The organism is Oricola sp., assembly GCF_965230365.1.
Lineage (GTDB): Bacteria > Pseudomonadota > Alphaproteobacteria > Rhizobiales > Rhizobiaceae > Oricola.
The window spans coordinates 2,565,687-2,583,192 of record NZ_OZ246003.1 but is presented as its reverse complement, the minus strand read 5'-3'; the positions used below and the strand labels follow the sequence as shown (position 1 = coordinate 2,583,192).

Here is a 17,506-nt window from a genome sequence, read left to right as displayed (position 1 = left end):
ACCCTACACCCCAAGCGACTTCAGTTTGCGGTGTAGTGCGGACCGCTCCATACCAACGAATTCGGCTGTGCGCGAGATGTTTCCGCCAAATCGCGATATCTGCGCCAACAGATAATCGCGCTCGAAACGCTCGCGCGCTTCACGCAACGGCAGCGCCATGATGTGCGCGTCATCTGCGGTCGGCGCGCGAGGCAAGTTCTCGCCCAGTTCGGCTGGCAGCATGTCGACGCCGATTGTAACGTCATCGGGTTCTTCGCGCGTCAGGATCATCAAGCGTTCGATGTTGTTCTTCAGCTGCCTGATATTGCCTGGCCAGTCGTGCGTCTGAAGGACAGCCATGGCGTCGTCGCCGATGAATTTCGACTTGATTCCGGTCTTGTCACTAATCTGCTTCATGAAACTCTGGACGAGCAGCGGAATGTCCTCGCGCCGTTCCGAAAGCGGTGGCACGTCGATCGGGACGACACCCAAGCGGTTCATCAAGTCGCGGCGAAACCGCTTTGCCTCGATCAATCCTTCCAGATCAAATGCTGTCGAAGAAATGATTCGAACGTCGACCTTCACGCGCCGCACGCCACCGACGCGTTCGAACTCCTGCTCCACCAGAACACGCAGGATCTTGGTCTGGGTTTCTAGCGGCATGTCGGCGATTTCGTCGAGATACAGGATACCGCCATGCGCCTGTTCGAGCGCGCCGACCTTACGCTCACCGCCATTCGGTTCGGTGCCGAACAGTTCGGTTTCCATGCGGCTGGGTGTAATCGCTGCCGCGTTGATCACGACGAAAGGGGCGGATTCCCTGCTGGATTCCGCATGGATGGCACGGGCTACGAGTTCCTTGCCCGAGCCGGAGGGGCCGGTAATCAGAATACGGCTGTTTGTCGGCGCCACCCGCGAAATCGTCTGTCTAAGCGTGTTCATGGCGACTGAATCGCCGATCAGTTCTGCCGATTCATCGGTCCGGCGTTTCAGGTCTTCGACTTCAAGCCTGAGTTTCGAGGTCTCAAGCGCGCGTTCGGCGATCAAGACCAGCCGGTCGGCCTTGAAGGGCTTTTCGATGTAATCGTATGCGCCCCGTTTGATTGCCGATACCGCCGTCTCGATGTTTCCGTGACCGGATATCATCACGACCGGAAGGCCCGGGTGGATCGTCTGGATTTCGCCAAGAACAGCCAAGCCATCCAGCTTGCTGCCCTGCAACCAGATATCGAGAAACACCAGTTTCGGCACGCGGTCGGCGATTGCCGCTAGCGCGCTATCGCTGTCGTGCGCGGTGCGGGTCTCGTGCCCTTCATCCTCCAGGATGCCGGCAACGATCTCGCGGATATCCTGCTCATCATCGACGATCAGAATGTCAGCCTTCATGCTGTTTTCTCCGAATTCGGTTCGATCGCCCCACTTTCAGCGGACACCGTCTGAGACCCGTCCAACTTTTCGCCGGCCGCGGCGACTGCGCGCGGAAACACAAGCCGGACCATCGCGCCGCGACCGCCATGAAAGCTCTTCGGCGCGTCGTGCAACTGAAGCTGTCCGTCGTGGTCTTCCATGATCTTCTTGACGATTGCGAGGCCAAGACCGGTCCCTTTTTCGCGTGTCGTCATATACGGCTCGAGCAGTTTTGCGCGGTTTTGCCTCGGCAGTCCCTTGCCGTTGTCGATGACATCCACATTGACCAGGTTGCGGCCACTCGCATAGGCGCGCACGAGGATGTGGCCCAACTCCCGCTTGGCTTCCTCATCGCCGGATGTCTGCCGGGCTTCCACCGCCTCGGAAGCGTTCTTGATCACGTTGCCGATGGCCTGGCCGACCAGGCGTTCATCAAACCGGCACCAGAGTTCCTCGTCGCCGAAATCGCGCTCAAACTCGATATCGCTGCGGCTGACCTCAACCAGGAACGTGGCTTCCCGCAATGTGGCGCGCAAATCGGCATGACCCATAACCGGTTTCGGCATGCGCGCAAATGACGAGAATTCGTCGACCATACGGCCGATATCGCCAACCTGCCGGATGATCGTTTCAGTGCATTGATCGAAGACCTCGCGGTCATCGGTCACCACCTTGCCGTAGCGGCGCCGCAAGCGTTCGGCGGAGAGCTGGATCGGCGTCAGCGGGTTCTTGATTTCGTGCGCGATGCGCCGCGCGACATCGGCCCAGGCCGTGGATCTCTGTGCATCGACCAGATCGGAGATGTCGTCAATCGTGATGACATGGGTGTGTCTGACGAGTTCGTCGGATGCCACCGGCGGCTCGGATTCGGCATGCATGTCTTCCCGGTCGACCGTGATCTGGATGTTCAGAACACGCTCGCGCCCGCCGCGATCGAGGAACGTAACCTGCGTGCGCATGTCGGGGCGCCCGCTGCGCCGGACTTCCCCGAGCGCCGCGGCCACCGGACCCGAGATCTCCGACAGCGCGGTACCGGCGGCGATGTCTTCGCCGGAGTGAAGGATATTTGCAGCCGACCGGTTGGCGACAGTGATCCGGCCGTCATCGTCGATGCCGATCACCCCGGCGGACACACCGGACAACACAGCTTCCGAAAACCGCCGACGTTGGTCAATCAAATCGGTGGCGTGGAGGATCTCGTCGCGCTGCGTTTTTAGCTGTCCGACCATGCTGTTAAAGGTTTGGCCAAGATATCCGACGTCGCCGTCCGACGCGCGAACCGGGACGCGGACATCGAGGTCGCCGCCGGACACCTCCTCCGACGCGTTGATCAACTGCCGGATCGGACGGACGAGCCGGTTGGCAACGGCGAGCCCGGTCCAGATCGCCGACAGCAGCATGATCAAAGTCAAGCCGAAATAAAGGATGGCGAACGCAAGCTGCACATTGGTGCGGTTTTCTTCAAGCCCGGTGTATTCCACCCGGTTCTGCTGCATCAATCCGACCGCATCGAGAACGTCGGCGTCAACCGTGCGCACCGTGTAGAGCAGTGCGTTGTTGATGTCGCGCAGCTTCATGACACCGCCGACAAGGTTGGTCACGCCCGGCGGGATGATCACCGGCCGGCCCTCTGCTGCCGATTGCAATGCGTCTTCCGGTGGCAGCGGAAGCGGCCGTTCGACGTCGATATCGGCGCTGTGGATCACGGTGCCGTCCGGCCGAATGACGATCGCGCCGAGCATGCCGCGCGCACGCGCCTGCTGGGTCAGGAAACGCCGGAACCCCGACGGATCGAGACTGTATAACCGGCGCTGGCTGTCGAGCGCGAATGCCATTGTAATCGTCGAGTCACGCAGATTGACCGCATTCTCGTTGATGTAGGATTCCGCGATCTGAAGCGATGAGTCGACAATTGTCTTGGTACGGATCTCGAACCAGCGGTCGAGCCCGAGATCTAGCGTGATACTCGCAACGATCGCCACGACGATTGCCGGCACGGCGGCGATGATGGAAAACAGCGCGACGATGCGCACATGCAGGCGCGATGCGGCTTTCCCTTCACGTCTTGCCTGGAAGATTCGCCTTAGTTCGGTGCTGATCAGCCAGAGGATGGTTGCGACAAAGAAACCGTTCACGCCGATGGCGGCCAGCGTCACGCGATTGTCGGGTTGTATCGGCGTCAAACCGATGAGTACGGCAAAGGAGATGCCGGCTGCGATCAAGGCGCAGATGACGAGCGCAATCCCGCGCATCTGGCGAGCCCGCACAAGCACCCCTCCGCGCGGCCCGCCGTCCATGACATTGCCGGTTTGCATTACCGCCATCGTGGCCTTGTGCTGTATTCATTGCCCCCGTAGCCAATATGCAACAGATTGTGGCAATTTCACAACAGCACAAATCGAGGTGTTATCCTGACGATGCGCCCTTAAAGATGCTCAGGCCGTGTTCCTTGATCTTTTTGCGCAGCGTGTTGCGGTTGAGGCCGAGTACCTCTGCTGCCCGGATTTGATTGCCCCGCGTTGCGGCCAATGTCGTCAGAATCAGCGGCTGTTCCAGTTCCGCCAGCACACGCTGGTAGAGGCCCGGTGGAGGTAGGCCGTCGCCGAATGAACGGAAGTAGGATTGGAGATTGTTCTCGACCGCCTGTGAAATCGTCACGTCGGTGGGAAGAACCGGAGGATGGGCGCTTTCCCCGCTGCCGCCGGCATCCAGCTCAGCGGCGACGATCTCCGCTGTGATTTCTTCCTGCGGATACAGCGCGCTCAGGCGCCGGATCAGGTTTTCCAGTTCGCGCACATTGCCGGGCCAGCGATAGCGCGCCATCAGCTGCAAGGCCTCCGGCAGAATGCGCTTGGCTTCGAGGCCCTCACGCTGAACCTTCGCGAGGAAATGCTCGACGAGGTCGCCGATGTCTTCCAGGCGTTCGCGCAGCGGCGGAATGCGCAGTGGGACAACGTTGAGCCGGTAGTACAGGTCTTCGCGGAAGAGGCCCTGGTTGATCAGGGCGCTGAGATCCTTGTTGGTTGCTGCAACGATGCGCACATTCGTCTTGATCGGTGTGCGTCCACCGACGGTCATGTATTCGCCCTGTTGCAGGACGCGCAGAAGACGGGTCTGCGCATCCATCGGCATGTCGCCGATTTCGTCCAGAAACAGGGTTCCGTTTTCGGCTTGCTCGAAGCGGCCGGTGGAGCGCGCGGCAGCGCCGGTGAAGGCGCCCTTCTCGTGCCCGAACAGTTCGGATTCGATCAGGTCGCGCGGAATGGCCGCCATATTGATGGCGACAAACGGCCCGTTCTTGCGCTTGCCATAGTCATGCAAGGCACTCGCGACCAGTTCCTTTCCGGTTCCAGATTCGCCGTTGATCAACACCGTCAGGTCCGATTGCATCATGCGGGCAAGAACGCGATAGATATCCTGCATGCTGGGCGAACGGCCGACCAGCGGCATGCCTTCATGTTCTGGCTTCGCCGCCGGTGCGCCCTCTTCTTCGGACTTGCGACGTGATTCCGTCAGTGCCCGCCCGACAATTCCGGTCAGTTCAACCAGGTCGAAAGGCTTCGGCAGATACTCATAGGCGCCCTTCTCGGATGCCCGGATCGCGGTCATGAACGTGTTCTGGGCGCTCATGACGATTACGGGCAGTTCCGGCCGGATTTTTCTGATCCGCGGCAGGATATCAAACAGGTTGTCGTCCGGCATGACGACGTCGCTGACGACGACATCGCCTTCACCGGCTGCCACCCAACTCCACAACGTCGCGGCGTTCGATGTCAGGCGGGCGTCATAGCCGGCGCGCGATAGCGCCTGACCGACCACCGTGCGGATCGCGGCATCATCGTCGGCGACGAGGATCTTGCCCTTCATGTCTGGTCTCCTTGCCGGCTTTCCGGCGCAAGCATGGTCGTGCCGGCGTGGGCCGTCGGCATCAGAATTCGAAAAACGGTCCGGTTGGTCTGCGAGTCGCACTCGATGACACCGCCGTGGTCGCCGACAATCTTGGCGACCAAGGCAAGGCCAAGACCCGAACCATTTTGCTTTGTGGTGATGAACGGATCGAACATGTGCATCTGGATGTCTTCGGGTACGCCGGAGCCATTGTCCTCAACACTGAATTCCAGCGGTAGCGCGACCCGTTCATTCGCGCCAGGGATCGACAGTCGCACGCCGGGCCGGAAGGCAGTACGAAGCTTGATCTGCGGGCTCTCGCGTTCCTCGCAGGCTTCGGCGGCATTCTTCACAAGGTTCAGGAAGACCTGGATCAACTGATCCTTGTTGCCGAGCACTGGCGGCAAGGACGGATCGTATTGCTTGACGAATTCGACGTCGCGGGCGAAGCCGGAAGCCGCAATCTTGTGCACTCGGTCGAGGACAACGTGAATGTTGACCGGTTCACGTTCGATCGGGCGCTCATCGGAGAACACCTCCATGCGCTCCACAAGCGATACGATCCGGTCGGTCTCGTCACGGATCAATCCGGTCAGGGCCCGGTCCTCGTCGCTGACCGCCGCTTCAAGCAACTGCGCCGCGCCACGAATACCGGACAAGGGGTTTTTGATCTCATGGCCCAGCATGGATGCTAGGCCGGTGACAGAACGCGCCGCGCCGCGATGTGTCATTTGGCGGTCGAACTTTTCCGCCATGGAACGCTCGCGAAAGACGATCACCATGGCGCCGGTTTCCTCGGCGACCGGCGTAACATGAACATCGACGATGCGGTCGTTTCCGAGGCGTGGCGAGGAAAGATCGATCCGGTATTCGTTGACCGGGGATTCATGCTCGCGAACCTGCGCGACCAGCGCCAGCAACGGGCTGGAGAAGGCCACAAAATCCTCCAGACGCGACTTCGCGAGTTGAGTCTGCGAGGACGAGAAGAAATACTCCGCCTCAAGATTGGCAAATGCGATGGTGTTGTCGCGATCAATCATGATGACCGGATCGCGCAGCGTGTGCAGCACCTGCAGGGCACGCGTCCCGTTTTGCGCGGAATTCTTGAACAATTTCATTGGCATCAGGCAGCGACCGATTCTGCGAGTGGGATTTCGGATGGCGTGAAAAATGCTCGGCGCAGCAAATCGATGACTGTCTCGGGCCGTGCTGCGGTCAGAACCATCTTGCGCAAGTCGGGCGTCGCCCCATCGCACCGGTCGAGATACCAACCGAGATGCTTACGGGCATGACGAACGCCAGCGGCAGTGCCGTAATGCGCAAGCATGTCTTCGTAGTGGGCCACGACATAGTCCGCCATCGCGACCGCATCGGGCGCTGGGATTTTGGTGTCGCCACAGCCGCCCTGCCCTGCAAGTTCGCCAGGCAGCCAGGGACGGCCGCAGGCTTGGCGGCCGACCATCACCGCATCTGCGCCAGATGCTGCGAGCGCCGCAGCCACGTCAGGGGTCGAACCGATATCACCATTGACGACGAGCGGAACCGTCGTGACCGCCCGCACCTCGGCCACGCGATGCCAATCGGCGCGGCCAGTGTAGAGCTGCATGCGGGTTCGACCGTGAACGGTGATCATTCGGACGCCCGAGGTTTCGGCGCGGCGGGCGATTTCCGGCGCGTTGATCGAGGTATTGTCCCAGCCAAGCCGCATCTTCAGGGTCACCGGCACGTTGACAGCATTCACGGTCGCCTCGATCAGGCTCAAGGCGTGATCGGGATCGCGCATGAGCGCCGAACCGGAGTAACCGCCGGTGACCTTCTTGGCCGGACACCCCATGTTGATGTCGATGATATCCGCGCCGTTTGCTTCGGCGACCCGCGCCGCTTCAGCCATCCAATATGGCTCCCGTCCGGCCAACTGGAGCATGCGCACCGGCAATGCGCCAAAGCCCGCGCGCAGCCTGCTCTCCGGGCGGTCCTTGCAGTATTCGGCGCTGGCGATCATCTCCGAGACGACGAGTCCTGCGCCATGTGCATGCGCGCGCTGCCGAAATGGCAGATCGGTCACGCCTGACATGGGAGCGAGAAACACCCGGTTCGGCAATGTCACTCCGCCGATCTCGAGCGGTTGTGCGACCTTGTTCATCAGTTTTCCTGATTGCCTTATAGGCATGATCATTTCTTGCCTAATTATTAGACAATCATGATCGATTGTGCAATCGCCCCTGTGTGTTAAAGCGGGGCAAGCATCGGTGCCTTGCTGTCTGGCACGATGCTCCGCATTTCGAAAGGGCAGAGCGTGCCGATAAGCCAGCCAGAACAATCAATCGGCGTCGTTATCGTGGCAGCCGGTCGCGGTGAACGCGCTGGCGATCCCTCAACCGGGCCCAAGCAGTACCGCGATCTGGCTGGAAAACCCGTTATTCGCCGGACGGTTGATGCATTCCGGGCGTGGAACAGAGCCTGTCCGATCGTTATCGTTCGCCATGCGGATGACGCCGACCTGCTGGCACGCGCAATAGGCGAGACCGATGCAAACATCCATGAAACGCTTGGCGGCATCACCCGACAAGCTTCGGTGCTGAATGGGCTGCGGCATCTTGCCGCCACGGATCAGGCGCCGAGCCATGTGTTGATCCATGATGCGGCAAGGCCGCTCGTGTCGGTCGCATTGCTTGAGCGGATTGAAGTGACGCTCGCCGGCGAGCCGGATGTCGGCGTATTGCCGGCGCTGCCGATCTCCGAAACGATCAAGGAAACAGACACCGAAGGTTCTGTCATACGCACCGTGCCGCGGACGGGTCTTTACAGGGCGCAGACGCCGCAGGCGTTTCCACTCGCCGCGATCATTGATGCCCACGTTGGTGCCGCAGGAAAAGATGATACCGAATTCACCGATGACGCGTCGGTTTTCGAGTGGGCGCAGCGGCCCGTTCGAGTGATCGAGGGCGATAACAGCAATATCAAGCTGACCTATCCGCAGGATTTTAAGGACGCCACACGCATGCTGGACAAGGCTAAAGCGACCGTGCCGGATGTGCGGGTCGGTCATGGATATGACACACACCAACTGGTAGCCGGAGACGGGATCGTCCTGTGCGGCGTCAAAATCGAACATCCCTTCCGGTTGTCCGGCCATTCAGACGCCGATGTCGGTCTGCATGCCTTGACAGATGCGCTGCTTGCCACAGTCGCATCGGGCGACATCGGCAGCCACTTCCCGCCTTCAGATCCTCAGTGGAAGGGCGCGAACTCGGACATCTTCCTGCGGCACGCGGCGGAGCTCGTGCGTGCCGCCGGCGGCACCATAACCCATTGCGATGTCACGCTGGTTTGCGAGGCGCCGAAGATCGGCCCGCACCGCGACGCCATGCGGGCAGCAGTCGCCGGGATCATGGACATTGATGTTGCGCGCGTGTCGGTCAAGGCAACGACCAATGAACGGATCGGTTTTGTCGGTCGTGGCGAGGGAATCGTCGCATTGGCCACCGCTACCGCGGTCTTTGCCAGTGATGGAGTAGGTTCATGAACGATAATGGCGGAACAGGCGACCTCGTTGCCGAGTTGCTGGAACTTTGCGTCGCGAAAGATCTCATGCTTGCGACAGCGGAATCGTGCACCGGCGGGTTGATCGCGGGCGCGTTGACAAGTATCGCCGGTTCGTCTGCGATGGTGGACCGGGGTTTCGTAACCTACACGAACGAAGCCAAGATCGAGATGCTCGGTGTCCCGATCAGCCTGATCGAACAACATGGCGCGGTATCCGACGAGGTCGCGGCGGCAATGGCCGAAGGCGCCCTAGCCCATTCAAACGCCGATGCGACGATATCTGTCACGGGTATCGCGGGTCCGGGTGGCGGAAGCGATCTGAAACCGGTCGGTCTCGTCTGGTTCGGCTGTGCGGCGGCTTGGGCGCCAACGTTCGTGCACAGCACTATGTTTCCGGATCAGGGGCGCGCCAGCATTCGCGAACAAGCCGTCCGTGCCGCGCTTGAGATCCTGGCCCAGACCATTCGTCTCGCACCGGATCGCGCCCCAGATTAAGCTGTGACACGTATATCGTCGGGCCGCCCATAGATTTCCAGCGCCCGTTTCTGGAATGCGTTGGAGAACATGTGAAATGCCCGATCGAACATCGCCCCCATCAGCGCACCAAGCGCGCGACTGCGAAACTCGTAATCGATAAAGAACACGACGTCGCTTCCGCCCGCGCTCCGGTCGACAAACGTCCATCGGTTGTCGAGATACTTGAACGGACCGTCGATGTAGGAAACATCGATGGCGCGATCTTCCGGTTTGAGAAGGACCTGACTTGTGAAGGTTTCTCGGATCAGCTTGTAGCCGACAGTCATATCGGCGACGAGCATTGTCTTGCTGTCTCGGACGCGCAGGTCGCGGATCTTGAGCGCCTCGCACATCGGAAGGAACTCGGGATAACGTTCTACATCGGCAACCAGATCGAACATCTGGGTCGCTGTATGGGGTACGGTCGTACGGTCTTCGAAACTCGGCATCTTTACGCTGTCAGGCGACCTCTAGTCTGGCCTCGCGAGCGGCGCGCAGTTTGGCGAAATCGTCGCCGGCGTGATGCGACGAACGGGTCAGCGGGCTTGCTGAGACCATTAGAAAACCCTTGGCATAGGCTGAAGTCTCCAGCGCCTTGAACTCGTCCGGCGGCACAAAGCGGATCACTGAATGGTGCTTCTTGGTCGGTTGGAGGTACTGGCCGACAGTCAGGAAGTCGACTTCCGCCGACCGCAGGTCGTCCATCAACTGCAGCACCTCGTTGCGCTCCTCACCGAGGCCGACCATGATGCCCGACTTGGTGAAGATCGACGGATCGAGTTCCTTGACCCTCTGCAGAAGCCTGATCGAATGGAAGTAACGTGCGCCGGGGCGCACAGTCAGGTAGTTCGACGGCACTGTTTCGAGATTGTGGTTGAACACGTCCGGGCGCGCGGCGACGACCTTTTCGAGGGCGCCCTCCTTGCGCAGGAAATCTGGCGTCAGGATCTCGATGGTGGTTTCAGGTGCTTCGGCTCGAATGGCATGGATGACATCCACGAAATGCTGCGCACCGCCATCATCCAGATCATCGCGGTCGACCGACGTGATCACGACGTGGTTCAAACCCATCTTGGCGACCGCGAGGGCCACATTTCGCGGCTCGTCGCGGTCGAGCGGCAGCGGCTTCCCGGTTGCGACGTTACAAAACGCGCAAGCACGGGTGCAAATCTCACCCATGATCATGAACGTAGCGTGCTTCTTGTCCCAGCATTCGCCGATGTTCGGGCAGCCGGCCTCTTCGCACACGGTCACCAGGTTGTGTGATTTCACAATGGAGTGCGTTTCGCTGTAGCCCCGCGATGTCGGCGCCTTCACGCGAATCCAGTCAGGCTTCTTCATCTGCACCGGCTGGTCCGGCCTGTGCGCCTTTTCCGGGTGACGCGGCCGGCTGCCGGTGTTCCGCATGTCAACGACTGTTACCATGATGTGGACCTTTCCGCCCGGCGGATTATGCGATCAGCTGGGCCAGGAGCACCACGACGATGGCGCCGATGGTCGATGTGATAACCTGATTCACGAGCGCGTTGGAGATACCGAGATTGATGCCAAGCGCCGAAAACAGGAAACCGCCGACAAACGCGCCGATCACACCGGTCAGCAGGTAACGGACCAAACCGCCACCACCAACAACGAAGGATGCAAGGAAGCCGGCGATCAGGCCGATAATCAGAAAAACAGCAAGTCCTTTGGGGTCCATGTCACTCTCCTGTCTGCTGCGGGTTGGTCGTGCCACTCTCGGCGGCGAATGAACATATAGGCGTTTCAGGTGCTCTCGTCACGAGCGCGCGGCAATCAGGCATTCAATGCCCGGCCATAGGCGTCGAGCACGCTTTCTTTCATCATTTCCGAGAGGGTCGGATGCGGGAAGATGGTGTGCATGAGTTCTTCCTCCGTCGTCTCCAGGTTCATCGCCACGACAAATCCTTGAATCAGCTCAGTTACTTCCGCACCAACCATGTGCGCACCGAGCAGTTGTCCTGTCTTCTTGTCGAAGATGGTCTTGATCAAACCCTGATCCTCACCCAGCGCGATTGCTTTCCCGTTGGCGCCGAACTGAAAACGGCCGACGCGCACGTCCCTGCCTGCTTCCTTGGCTTTTGCCTCGGTAAGCCCAACCGACGCAACTTGTGGGTGGCAATACGTGCATCCGGGGATCATGGATTTGTCCATCGCGTGAACGCCGGGCACACCGGCGATCTTCTCGATGCAGATGACACCCTCGTGTTCGGCCTTGTGGGCCAGCATGGGCGGACCGGCGACATCGCCGATGGCGTAGATACCGTCCACATTCGTGCGCCCATAACCGTCGATGACGATACAGCCGCGATCCGTCTTCACGCCGAGGCCCTCGAGACCGAGATTCTCGATGTTGCCCTGAACCCCGACAGCGGAGATCAGGCGATCGGCGGTGATCGTTTCGGTTTTGCCACCCTTCAATTCGACAGTCGCGGTAACCGAATTTGCGGTCTTGTCGACCTTGGCGACCTTTGCTTCGGTGTGGATCTTTAGACCATGCTTTTCGAGTTGCTTGCGCGCGATACCGGAGATTTCAGCGTCTTCGACCGGCATGATCGTCGGCATCAGTTCGACCACGGTGACATCACACCCCATCGAATTGTAGAAGCTCGCGAACTCGATGCCGATCGCACCGGACCCCATGACCACCAGCTTTTTCGGCAGGTCCTGCGGCACCATCGCTTCAAAATAGGTCCAGATCAGCTTGCCGTCCGGTTCGATGCCGGGAAGCGCCCGCGGACGCGCGCCGGTCGCAACGATAATGTGCTTGGCGGTGTATTCGCCTTCTCCCTTGGTGCCTTTGGGCGCCGGGTGTTGCGGCTGCATCGGTTGCTTGGACGATTTGGCGACGACGATCTTGCCTTTGCCGGCCAATTTGGCCTCGCCCCAGATGACGTCCACCTTGTTCTTTTTCATCAGAAAACCGACGCCGCCATTGAGCCGTGCCGAGACGCCGCGCGAGCGGTCCACCACGGCTTTCACATCGGCGGCCACGGTTCCTTCGATCTTGAGACCGTAGTTGCTGGCATGCGTGGCGTAGTCCATCATCTCTGCCGAACGCAGCAGCGCCTTGGTGGGGATACAGCCCCAGTTCAGGCAGATGCCGCCGAGATGCTCTCGCTCGACAATCGCTGTCTTGAAACCAAGCTGTGCGGCCCGGATGGCGGTGACATAGCCCCCAGGTCCGGAACCGATGATGATGACGTCGTAGTTTTCGGCCATTTCCGTCTCCGCTTCTCGCAATCCGGCGGGACGTTCGCACGACCCGCATTGTTATTCGGGATGCGGAGACCGGTTAGCGCTAGCCGAAATCCTCGGCTGCAGGTTCGGGTCTCGTCAGTATCCCGTATATTTCGTCCTTGAGCTGCATGCGCTGCTTGCGCATCTCTTCCATCCGGAAGTCGTCGCACGGCTCAATCTTCGTTTCGGCGCGGTGGATAGCCCGGTTCACTTCGTGGTACTCGTCGGTGATCCGGTGGAAGTGGCCATCCGTCTCGCGCAGGCGATGTATCTGATTAACCAGCTCCGGGAATTCCTCGGCCAGTTCATGCGGGACATGCGACATCGGAGCGCTCCTTTCGATGCGGGTTCCTCCGAGCCTAAAGTCTCCGGTCTACGCCTCCTTGATCATTATCAATGACAAACCCGGTTCAAAGACCAAGCATCAGTGTTACGACCGGTGCCAAAGCCTTGCCGATCGCCTTGGTTTCTTCAGCATCAAGATGAACGCCGTCGATCGGCGAAGTCCGCGCGACCGAGGCCGCGTCGAAAAAGCCGCACTCCAGCTCATCGGCAAGATCCGCATACATCGTCGCCAGCATGTGCGATTCCTCGATCTTCCCGGCAAAAGTGGCGGCGAAATCCGGGTTCGCCGTCTCGCAAAATGGCGGTGGCGAGACCAGCAAGATTTCCGGCGCGCAAGCGACCGGCTCCCAGGAATGCGTACGGACAATCGAAACCAGGCGTTTCATGCCGAGTTTCGCGTCTATCGCACGCCCGGCGATGTTTGCCTTCAGGTCGTTTGTCCCGAGCATGATGATGACGAGGTCGAGCGGTTTGTGGGTGTCGAGCAAGGTCGGGAGCATGCGCGCGCCATTGCGGTCCGCAGCGCCCAGCCAGTCGTCGAATGCCGTCGTCCGTCCGTTCAAACCCTCCGCGATCACCCTCGCCCGGCCGGTCAACGCTGCCGACAGTGCGTCCGGCCAGCGGTTTTCCGCCTCATGACGTGACGGGGCGACAGGATCGAAACCCCATGTCAGAGAATCCCCGAAGGCGAGAGCGGTCTTCATCGCCACGGGCCGCCTAGACCAGCATGCTCATCGGGTTTTCGATGTAGCCCTTGAAGGCCGCGAGCAATTCGGCGCCGAGCGCCCCGTCCACGCAACGATGGTCGGTCGACAGCGTGACCGTCATTACCTGCGCGATGGCGAGGGCTCCGTCCTTGACGACCGGGCGCTGTTGGCCGGCACCGACCGCCAGAATGGTCGCATGCGGCGGATTGACGACCGCCGAGAAGCTTTTGACGCCCATCATGCCCATGTTGGAGACCGCTGTCGTACCGCCCTGGTACTCCTGCGGCTGCAGCTTGCGGTTCTTTGCGCGGGCGCCGAGATCCTTCATTTCGTTGGAGATGACCGAGAGCGGCTTCATCTCGGCCTGGCGAACGATCGGCGTAATCAATCCGCCCGGAATGGAAACCGCGACGCCGACATCGGCATGTTTGTGCTTGACCATGGCCTCGTCGGTCCAGGACACATTGGCGTCCGGCACGTCACGCAACGCGAGCGCCAGCGCCTTGATGACCATGTCGTTGACCGACAGCTTGTAGGCCGGTTTCTCGTCACTGACCGGTGCCGCGCCGTTCAGTTCCGCGCGCAGTTTCAGCAGCGCATCGAGTTCGCAGTCGACCGAAACATAGAAGTGAGGGATGGTCTGTTTGGATTCCTGCAACCGCTTGGCGATGGTCTTGCGCATGTTGTCATGCTTGACAAGTTCGTAGGAGCCTTCCTCGAAGTTCCGCAGCACGGCGTCGCTGGTCGGGCCGGCGGGAACAGCAGCCGGTACCGGTGCTTCTGTTGCGACCGGCGCGGCTGTCACACCGCTCGCCAGTGATGCCTCGACATCTCGCTTGACGATGCGGCCATGCGGTCCGGTGCCGGTGATTGCCGTGATGTCGATACCTTCGGCGCCGGCGATGCGGCGCGCAAGTGGCGAAGCAAACACCTTCTGCCCATCCTTGACCGGGACCGGCCCGGCTTTCGCATCGTCCGCGACGGACACGGCAGGTGCCGCTGCGGGCGTCGGGGTTGCGGGTGCCGGAGCAGCCGGCGCTGATGCCGCATTTGGCTCCGCTTCCGCAGCCACGGGAGCCGCGCCGCCGCCGTCAGATGTGGCCGCAGCGGCAACATCCTCGCCTTCGGCCGCCAGGATGGCGATGACCGCGTTGACCTTGACCGCCTCGGTGCCCTCGGCAACGAGGATCTTGGCGACGGTACCTTCATCGACGGCTTCGACTTCCATTGTCGCCTTGTCGGTTTCTATCTCGGCGATGACATCGCCGGGTGCGATTGCGTCGCCTTCCTTGACCAGCCACTTGGCGAGGTTGCCCTCCTCCATGGTCGGGGAAAGCGCGGGCATGGTGATGTTGATCGGCATGGTGCGCTCCCTCAGCTCGTATAGGTCACGGCTTTGACCGCATCGACCACTTCGCCGACATTCGGCAAGGCGAGTTTTTCAAGATTGGCCGCGTAGGGCATCGGCACGTCCTTGCCGGCAATCGTGACGACGGGTGCGTCCAGATAGTCGAAGGCCTCGCGCTGCACGCGGTTGGCAATGAAATCGCCGACCGATGATTGCGGGAACCCTTCCTCGATGGTCACCAGCCTGCCGGTCTTCTTGACGCTCTCGATTACCGTCGGAAGGTCCATCGGACGGATGGTGCGCAGATCGATCACCTCAGCGTCAATTCCGATACCGGCCAGTTCTTCGGCCGCTTTGACGGCATAGGTCATGCCGATGCCAAAGGAGACGATGGTCACGTCCTTGCCGGTCTTGTGAATGCGGGCTTTGCCGATCGGGAGTACGAAATCGTCGAGCTTCGGCACATCGAAGGATTGGCCGTAGAGGATCTCGTTTTCCAGGAAGATGACCGGGTTTGGGTCACGGATCGCTGCCTTGAGCAGGCCTTTCGCGTCGGCCGCACTATAGGGCTGGATGACCTTGAGACCCGGCACGTGGCTATACCAAGCCGCATAATCCTGGCTGTGCTGTGCGGCGACACGGGCGGCTGCGCCGTTCGGTCCGCGAAACACCATCGGAGCGCCCATCTGACCGCCTGACATGTAGAGCGTCTTGGCCGCCGAGTTGATGATCTGGTCGATCGCCTGCATGGCAAAGTTGAATGTCATGAACTCGACGATCGGTTTCAGGCCAGTCATCGCCGCACCGACGCCGATGCCCGCAAATCCATGTTCGGTGATCGGGGTGTCGACGACGCGCTTGGCCCCGAACTCGTCGAGCAGGCCCTGGGTCACCTTGTAGGCGCCCTGGTATTCGGCGACCTCCTCACCCATCACGAAAACATCGCCGTCCAGGCGCATCTCCTCGGCCATCGCATCGCGCAAAGCTTCGCGCACGGTCGTCGAAACCATCTCGGTGCCGGTCGGAATCTCCGGATCCGCCAGAGCCTCAACGGCAATGGGCGCAGCCGGAATCGCGGGCGCTTCCGCTGTCTGGGCCGGTTCGGCGGTTGCAGCAGGCGCGGCTGGCGCGGCGGCTTTACCGATGTCGTCGGCGCTTTCGCCATCCTGCAGCAAGACAGCGATGGTGGTGTTGACCTTGACGTTCTCTGAGCCTTCGGCCACCAGGATTTTGCCGATCACGCCCTCGTCGACGGCTTCGACCTCCATTGTCGCCTTGTCGGTTTCGATCTCAGCGATAACATCGCCGGACGTTACGGTATCGCCCTCCTTCTTGAGCCATTTGGCGAGGTTACCCTCCTCCATCGTCGGAGAAAGCGCGGGCATCAGAATATCGATAGGCATCTGCTTCCTCCCCTAGAGCAGTACGTCGGTGTAGAGCTCGGATACATCCGGCTCGGAATCAGTCTGCGCGAATTCAGCGGCATCGCTGACGATTTCGCGGACCTCCTTGTCGATGGATTTCAGTTCGCCTTCATCGGCAAACTTCTTCTCGAGAATACGCGCCCGCACCTGCTCGATCGGATCGCGCTCGGAACGCATCTTTTGCACCTCGTCTTTCGAGCGGTACTTGGCCGGGTCCGACATGGAGTGTCCGCGATAGCGGTAAGTCTGCATCTCGAGGATGACCGGCCCCTTGCCCGATCGGCAATGGTCCAGCGCGATCTCGGCGGCCGATTTCACCGCGCGAACGTCCATGCCGTCGACCTGCATGCCCGGAATGGCGAAGGAGGCGCCCCGCTGCGAGAAGTCGGTTTGCGCGGACGCCCGGCTGACGGCCGTGCCCATCGCGTAGCGGTTATTCTCGATGATGTAGATGACCGGAAGCTGCCAGAGCGCGGCCATGTTGAAGCTTTCGTAAACCTGGCCCTGGTTGGCCGCGCCATCACCGAAATAGGTGCAAGACACGTTGCCATTCTCGCGGTACTTGTTTGCGAATGCCAACCCGGTGCCGAGCGAGACCTGAGCGCCAACGATCCCGTGACCACCATAAAAATGGGTGGCCTTGGAAAACATGTGCATGGAGCCGCCCTTGCCTTTCGAGTAACCGCCCTGGCGTCCGGTCAGCTCCGCCATGACACCGCGCGATTCCATGCCGGTGGCCAGCATATGGCCGTGGTCGCGATAGCCCGTAATGACCTGATCGCCTTCGATCATCACCATCTGCATCCCGGTGACGACCGCTTCCTGGCCAATGTAAAGATGACAGAACCCGCCGATAAATCCCATGCCGTAGAGCTGGCCGGCCTTTTCTTCAAAACGGCGGATAAGCAGCATGTCGCGGTAGGCGCGAAGCTCCTCTTCGTTGGTGAACTCCGCCGGTGGCGGCGCCGATAGAGATAAGCTGTTTCGCGCCTTCGCCGAGGTGGCGGAGGCTTTTTTCGCCCGCGTTGCCATGCATCTCTCCCTAAATGCTTACAGCACTAAGGGTAGCGGAACTTGGGGGTTTGGCA

The 17,506-nt window shown here is 60.6% G+C and carries 16 protein-coding genes; 2 read left to right on the top strand and 14 right to left on the bottom strand.

Annotated features, from left to right (window positions below):
* Window positions 1–3: 3 nt before the first annotated feature.
* From ACO06R_RS12510 to dusB, 5 genes are all read right to left on the bottom strand, one after another.
* Window positions 4–1,365 carry a sigma-54-dependent transcriptional regulator gene (locus tag ACO06R_RS12510; protein WP_421850238.1) on the bottom strand — a complete coding sequence of 454 codons (1,362 nt, stop codon included), beginning with the start codon at window positions 1,363–1,365 and terminating at the stop codon, window positions 4–6.
* Window positions 1,362–3,710 carry an ATP-binding protein gene (locus ACO06R_RS12505; protein ID WP_421850235.1) on the bottom strand — a complete coding sequence of 783 codons (2,349 nt, stop codon included), beginning with the start codon at window positions 3,708–3,710 and terminating at the stop codon, window positions 1,362–1,364. Before ACO06R_RS12505 ends, ACO06R_RS12510 begins: the two co-directional genes overlap by 4 nt.
* An 82-nt stretch (window positions 3,711–3,792) precedes the next feature.
* Window positions 3,793–5,253 (bottom strand): nitrogen regulation protein NR(I), encoded by a 1,461-nt coding sequence (gene ntrC, locus ACO06R_RS12500; protein WP_421850230.1) that lies wholly within the window; start codon window positions 5,251–5,253, stop codon window positions 3,793–3,795.
* Window positions 5,250–6,398, bottom strand: coding sequence for a two-component system sensor histidine kinase NtrB (locus ACO06R_RS12495; protein ID WP_421850227.1), 1,149 nt, complete (start codon window positions 6,396–6,398; stop codon window positions 5,250–5,252). The genes ntrC and ACO06R_RS12495 overlap by 4 nt, the downstream gene beginning before the upstream one ends.
* Window positions 6,398–7,417 (bottom strand): tRNA dihydrouridine synthase DusB, encoded by a 1,020-nt coding sequence (dusB, locus tag ACO06R_RS12490; protein ID WP_421850224.1) that lies wholly within the window; start codon window positions 7,415–7,417, stop codon window positions 6,398–6,400. Before dusB ends, ACO06R_RS12495 begins: the two co-directional genes overlap by 1 nt.
* A gap of 126 nt (window positions 7,418–7,543) precedes the next feature.
* Between dusB and ACO06R_RS12485 the strand changes: the two genes are divergently transcribed.
* Both ACO06R_RS12485 and ACO06R_RS12480 read left to right on the top strand, forming a co-directional pair.
* Entirely contained in the window at window positions 7,544–8,800 is a 1,257-nt protein-coding gene (locus ACO06R_RS12485) for a bifunctional 2-C-methyl-D-erythritol 4-phosphate cytidylyltransferase/2-C-methyl-D-erythritol 2,4-cyclodiphosphate synthase (RefSeq protein WP_421850221.1), read from the top strand.
* On the top strand, window positions 8,797–9,315 hold the full coding sequence (locus ACO06R_RS12480; protein ID WP_421850218.1) for a CinA family protein: 519 nt from the start codon (window positions 8,797–8,799) through the stop codon (window positions 9,313–9,315). Before ACO06R_RS12485 ends, ACO06R_RS12480 begins: the two co-directional genes overlap by 4 nt.
* Here the strand turns inward: ACO06R_RS12480 and ACO06R_RS12475 are convergent.
* The 9 genes from ACO06R_RS12475 to pdhA all read right to left on the bottom strand — a co-directional run bounded on the left by ACO06R_RS12475 (window position 9,312) and on the right by pdhA (window position 17,450).
* The gene (locus ACO06R_RS12475) at window positions 9,312–9,785 is read right to left on the bottom strand and encodes a type II toxin-antitoxin system RatA family toxin (RefSeq protein WP_421850215.1); all 474 of its coding nucleotides are present in this window, start codon (window positions 9,783–9,785) and stop codon (window positions 9,312–9,314) included. The two genes, ACO06R_RS12480 and ACO06R_RS12475, sit on opposite strands and share 4 nt — an antisense overlap.
* A 10-nt stretch (window positions 9,786–9,795) precedes the next feature.
* On the bottom strand, window positions 9,796–10,761 hold the full coding sequence (gene lipA, locus ACO06R_RS12470; protein WP_421850212.1) for a lipoyl synthase: 966 nt from the start codon (window positions 10,759–10,761) through the stop codon (window positions 9,796–9,798).
* 25 nt (window positions 10,762–10,786) lie between these two features.
* A complete protein-coding gene (locus ACO06R_RS12465; protein WP_421850209.1) occupies window positions 10,787–11,035 on the bottom strand; it encodes a GlsB/YeaQ/YmgE family stress response membrane protein in 249 nt (82 codons plus the stop codon).
* 95 nt (window positions 11,036–11,130) lie between these two features.
* The gene (gene lpdA, locus ACO06R_RS12460; protein WP_421850206.1) at window positions 11,131–12,576 is read right to left on the bottom strand and encodes a dihydrolipoyl dehydrogenase; all 1,446 of its coding nucleotides are present in this window, start codon (window positions 12,574–12,576) and stop codon (window positions 11,131–11,133) included.
* Window positions 12,577–12,655: 79 nt separating this feature from the next.
* Window positions 12,656–12,919, bottom strand: a complete 264-nt coding sequence (locus ACO06R_RS12455; protein ID WP_421850203.1) for a YdcH family protein — start codon at window positions 12,917–12,919, stop codon at window positions 12,656–12,658.
* Window positions 12,920–13,004: 85 nt separating this feature from the next.
* The gene (locus ACO06R_RS12450) at window positions 13,005–13,643 is read right to left on the bottom strand and encodes an SGNH/GDSL hydrolase family protein (protein ID WP_421850200.1); all 639 of its coding nucleotides are present in this window, start codon (window positions 13,641–13,643) and stop codon (window positions 13,005–13,007) included.
* Between the two features lie 13 nt (window positions 13,644–13,656).
* On the bottom strand, window positions 13,657–15,009 hold the full coding sequence (locus ACO06R_RS12445) for a pyruvate dehydrogenase complex dihydrolipoamide acetyltransferase (RefSeq protein ID WP_421850197.1): 1,353 nt from the start codon (window positions 15,007–15,009) through the stop codon (window positions 13,657–13,659).
* Between the two features lie 11 nt (window positions 15,010–15,020).
* The gene (locus ACO06R_RS12440; protein ID WP_421850194.1) at window positions 15,021–16,397 is read right to left on the bottom strand and encodes a pyruvate dehydrogenase complex E1 component subunit beta; all 1,377 of its coding nucleotides are present in this window, start codon (window positions 16,395–16,397) and stop codon (window positions 15,021–15,023) included.
* A 12-nt stretch (window positions 16,398–16,409) separates the two neighbouring features.
* Complete coding sequence (pdhA, locus tag ACO06R_RS12435) at window positions 16,410–17,450, bottom strand: pyruvate dehydrogenase (acetyl-transferring) E1 component subunit alpha (RefSeq protein WP_421850191.1); 1,041 nt, start codon at window positions 17,448–17,450, stop codon at window positions 16,410–16,412.
* Window positions 17,451–17,506 lie beyond the last annotated feature (56 nt).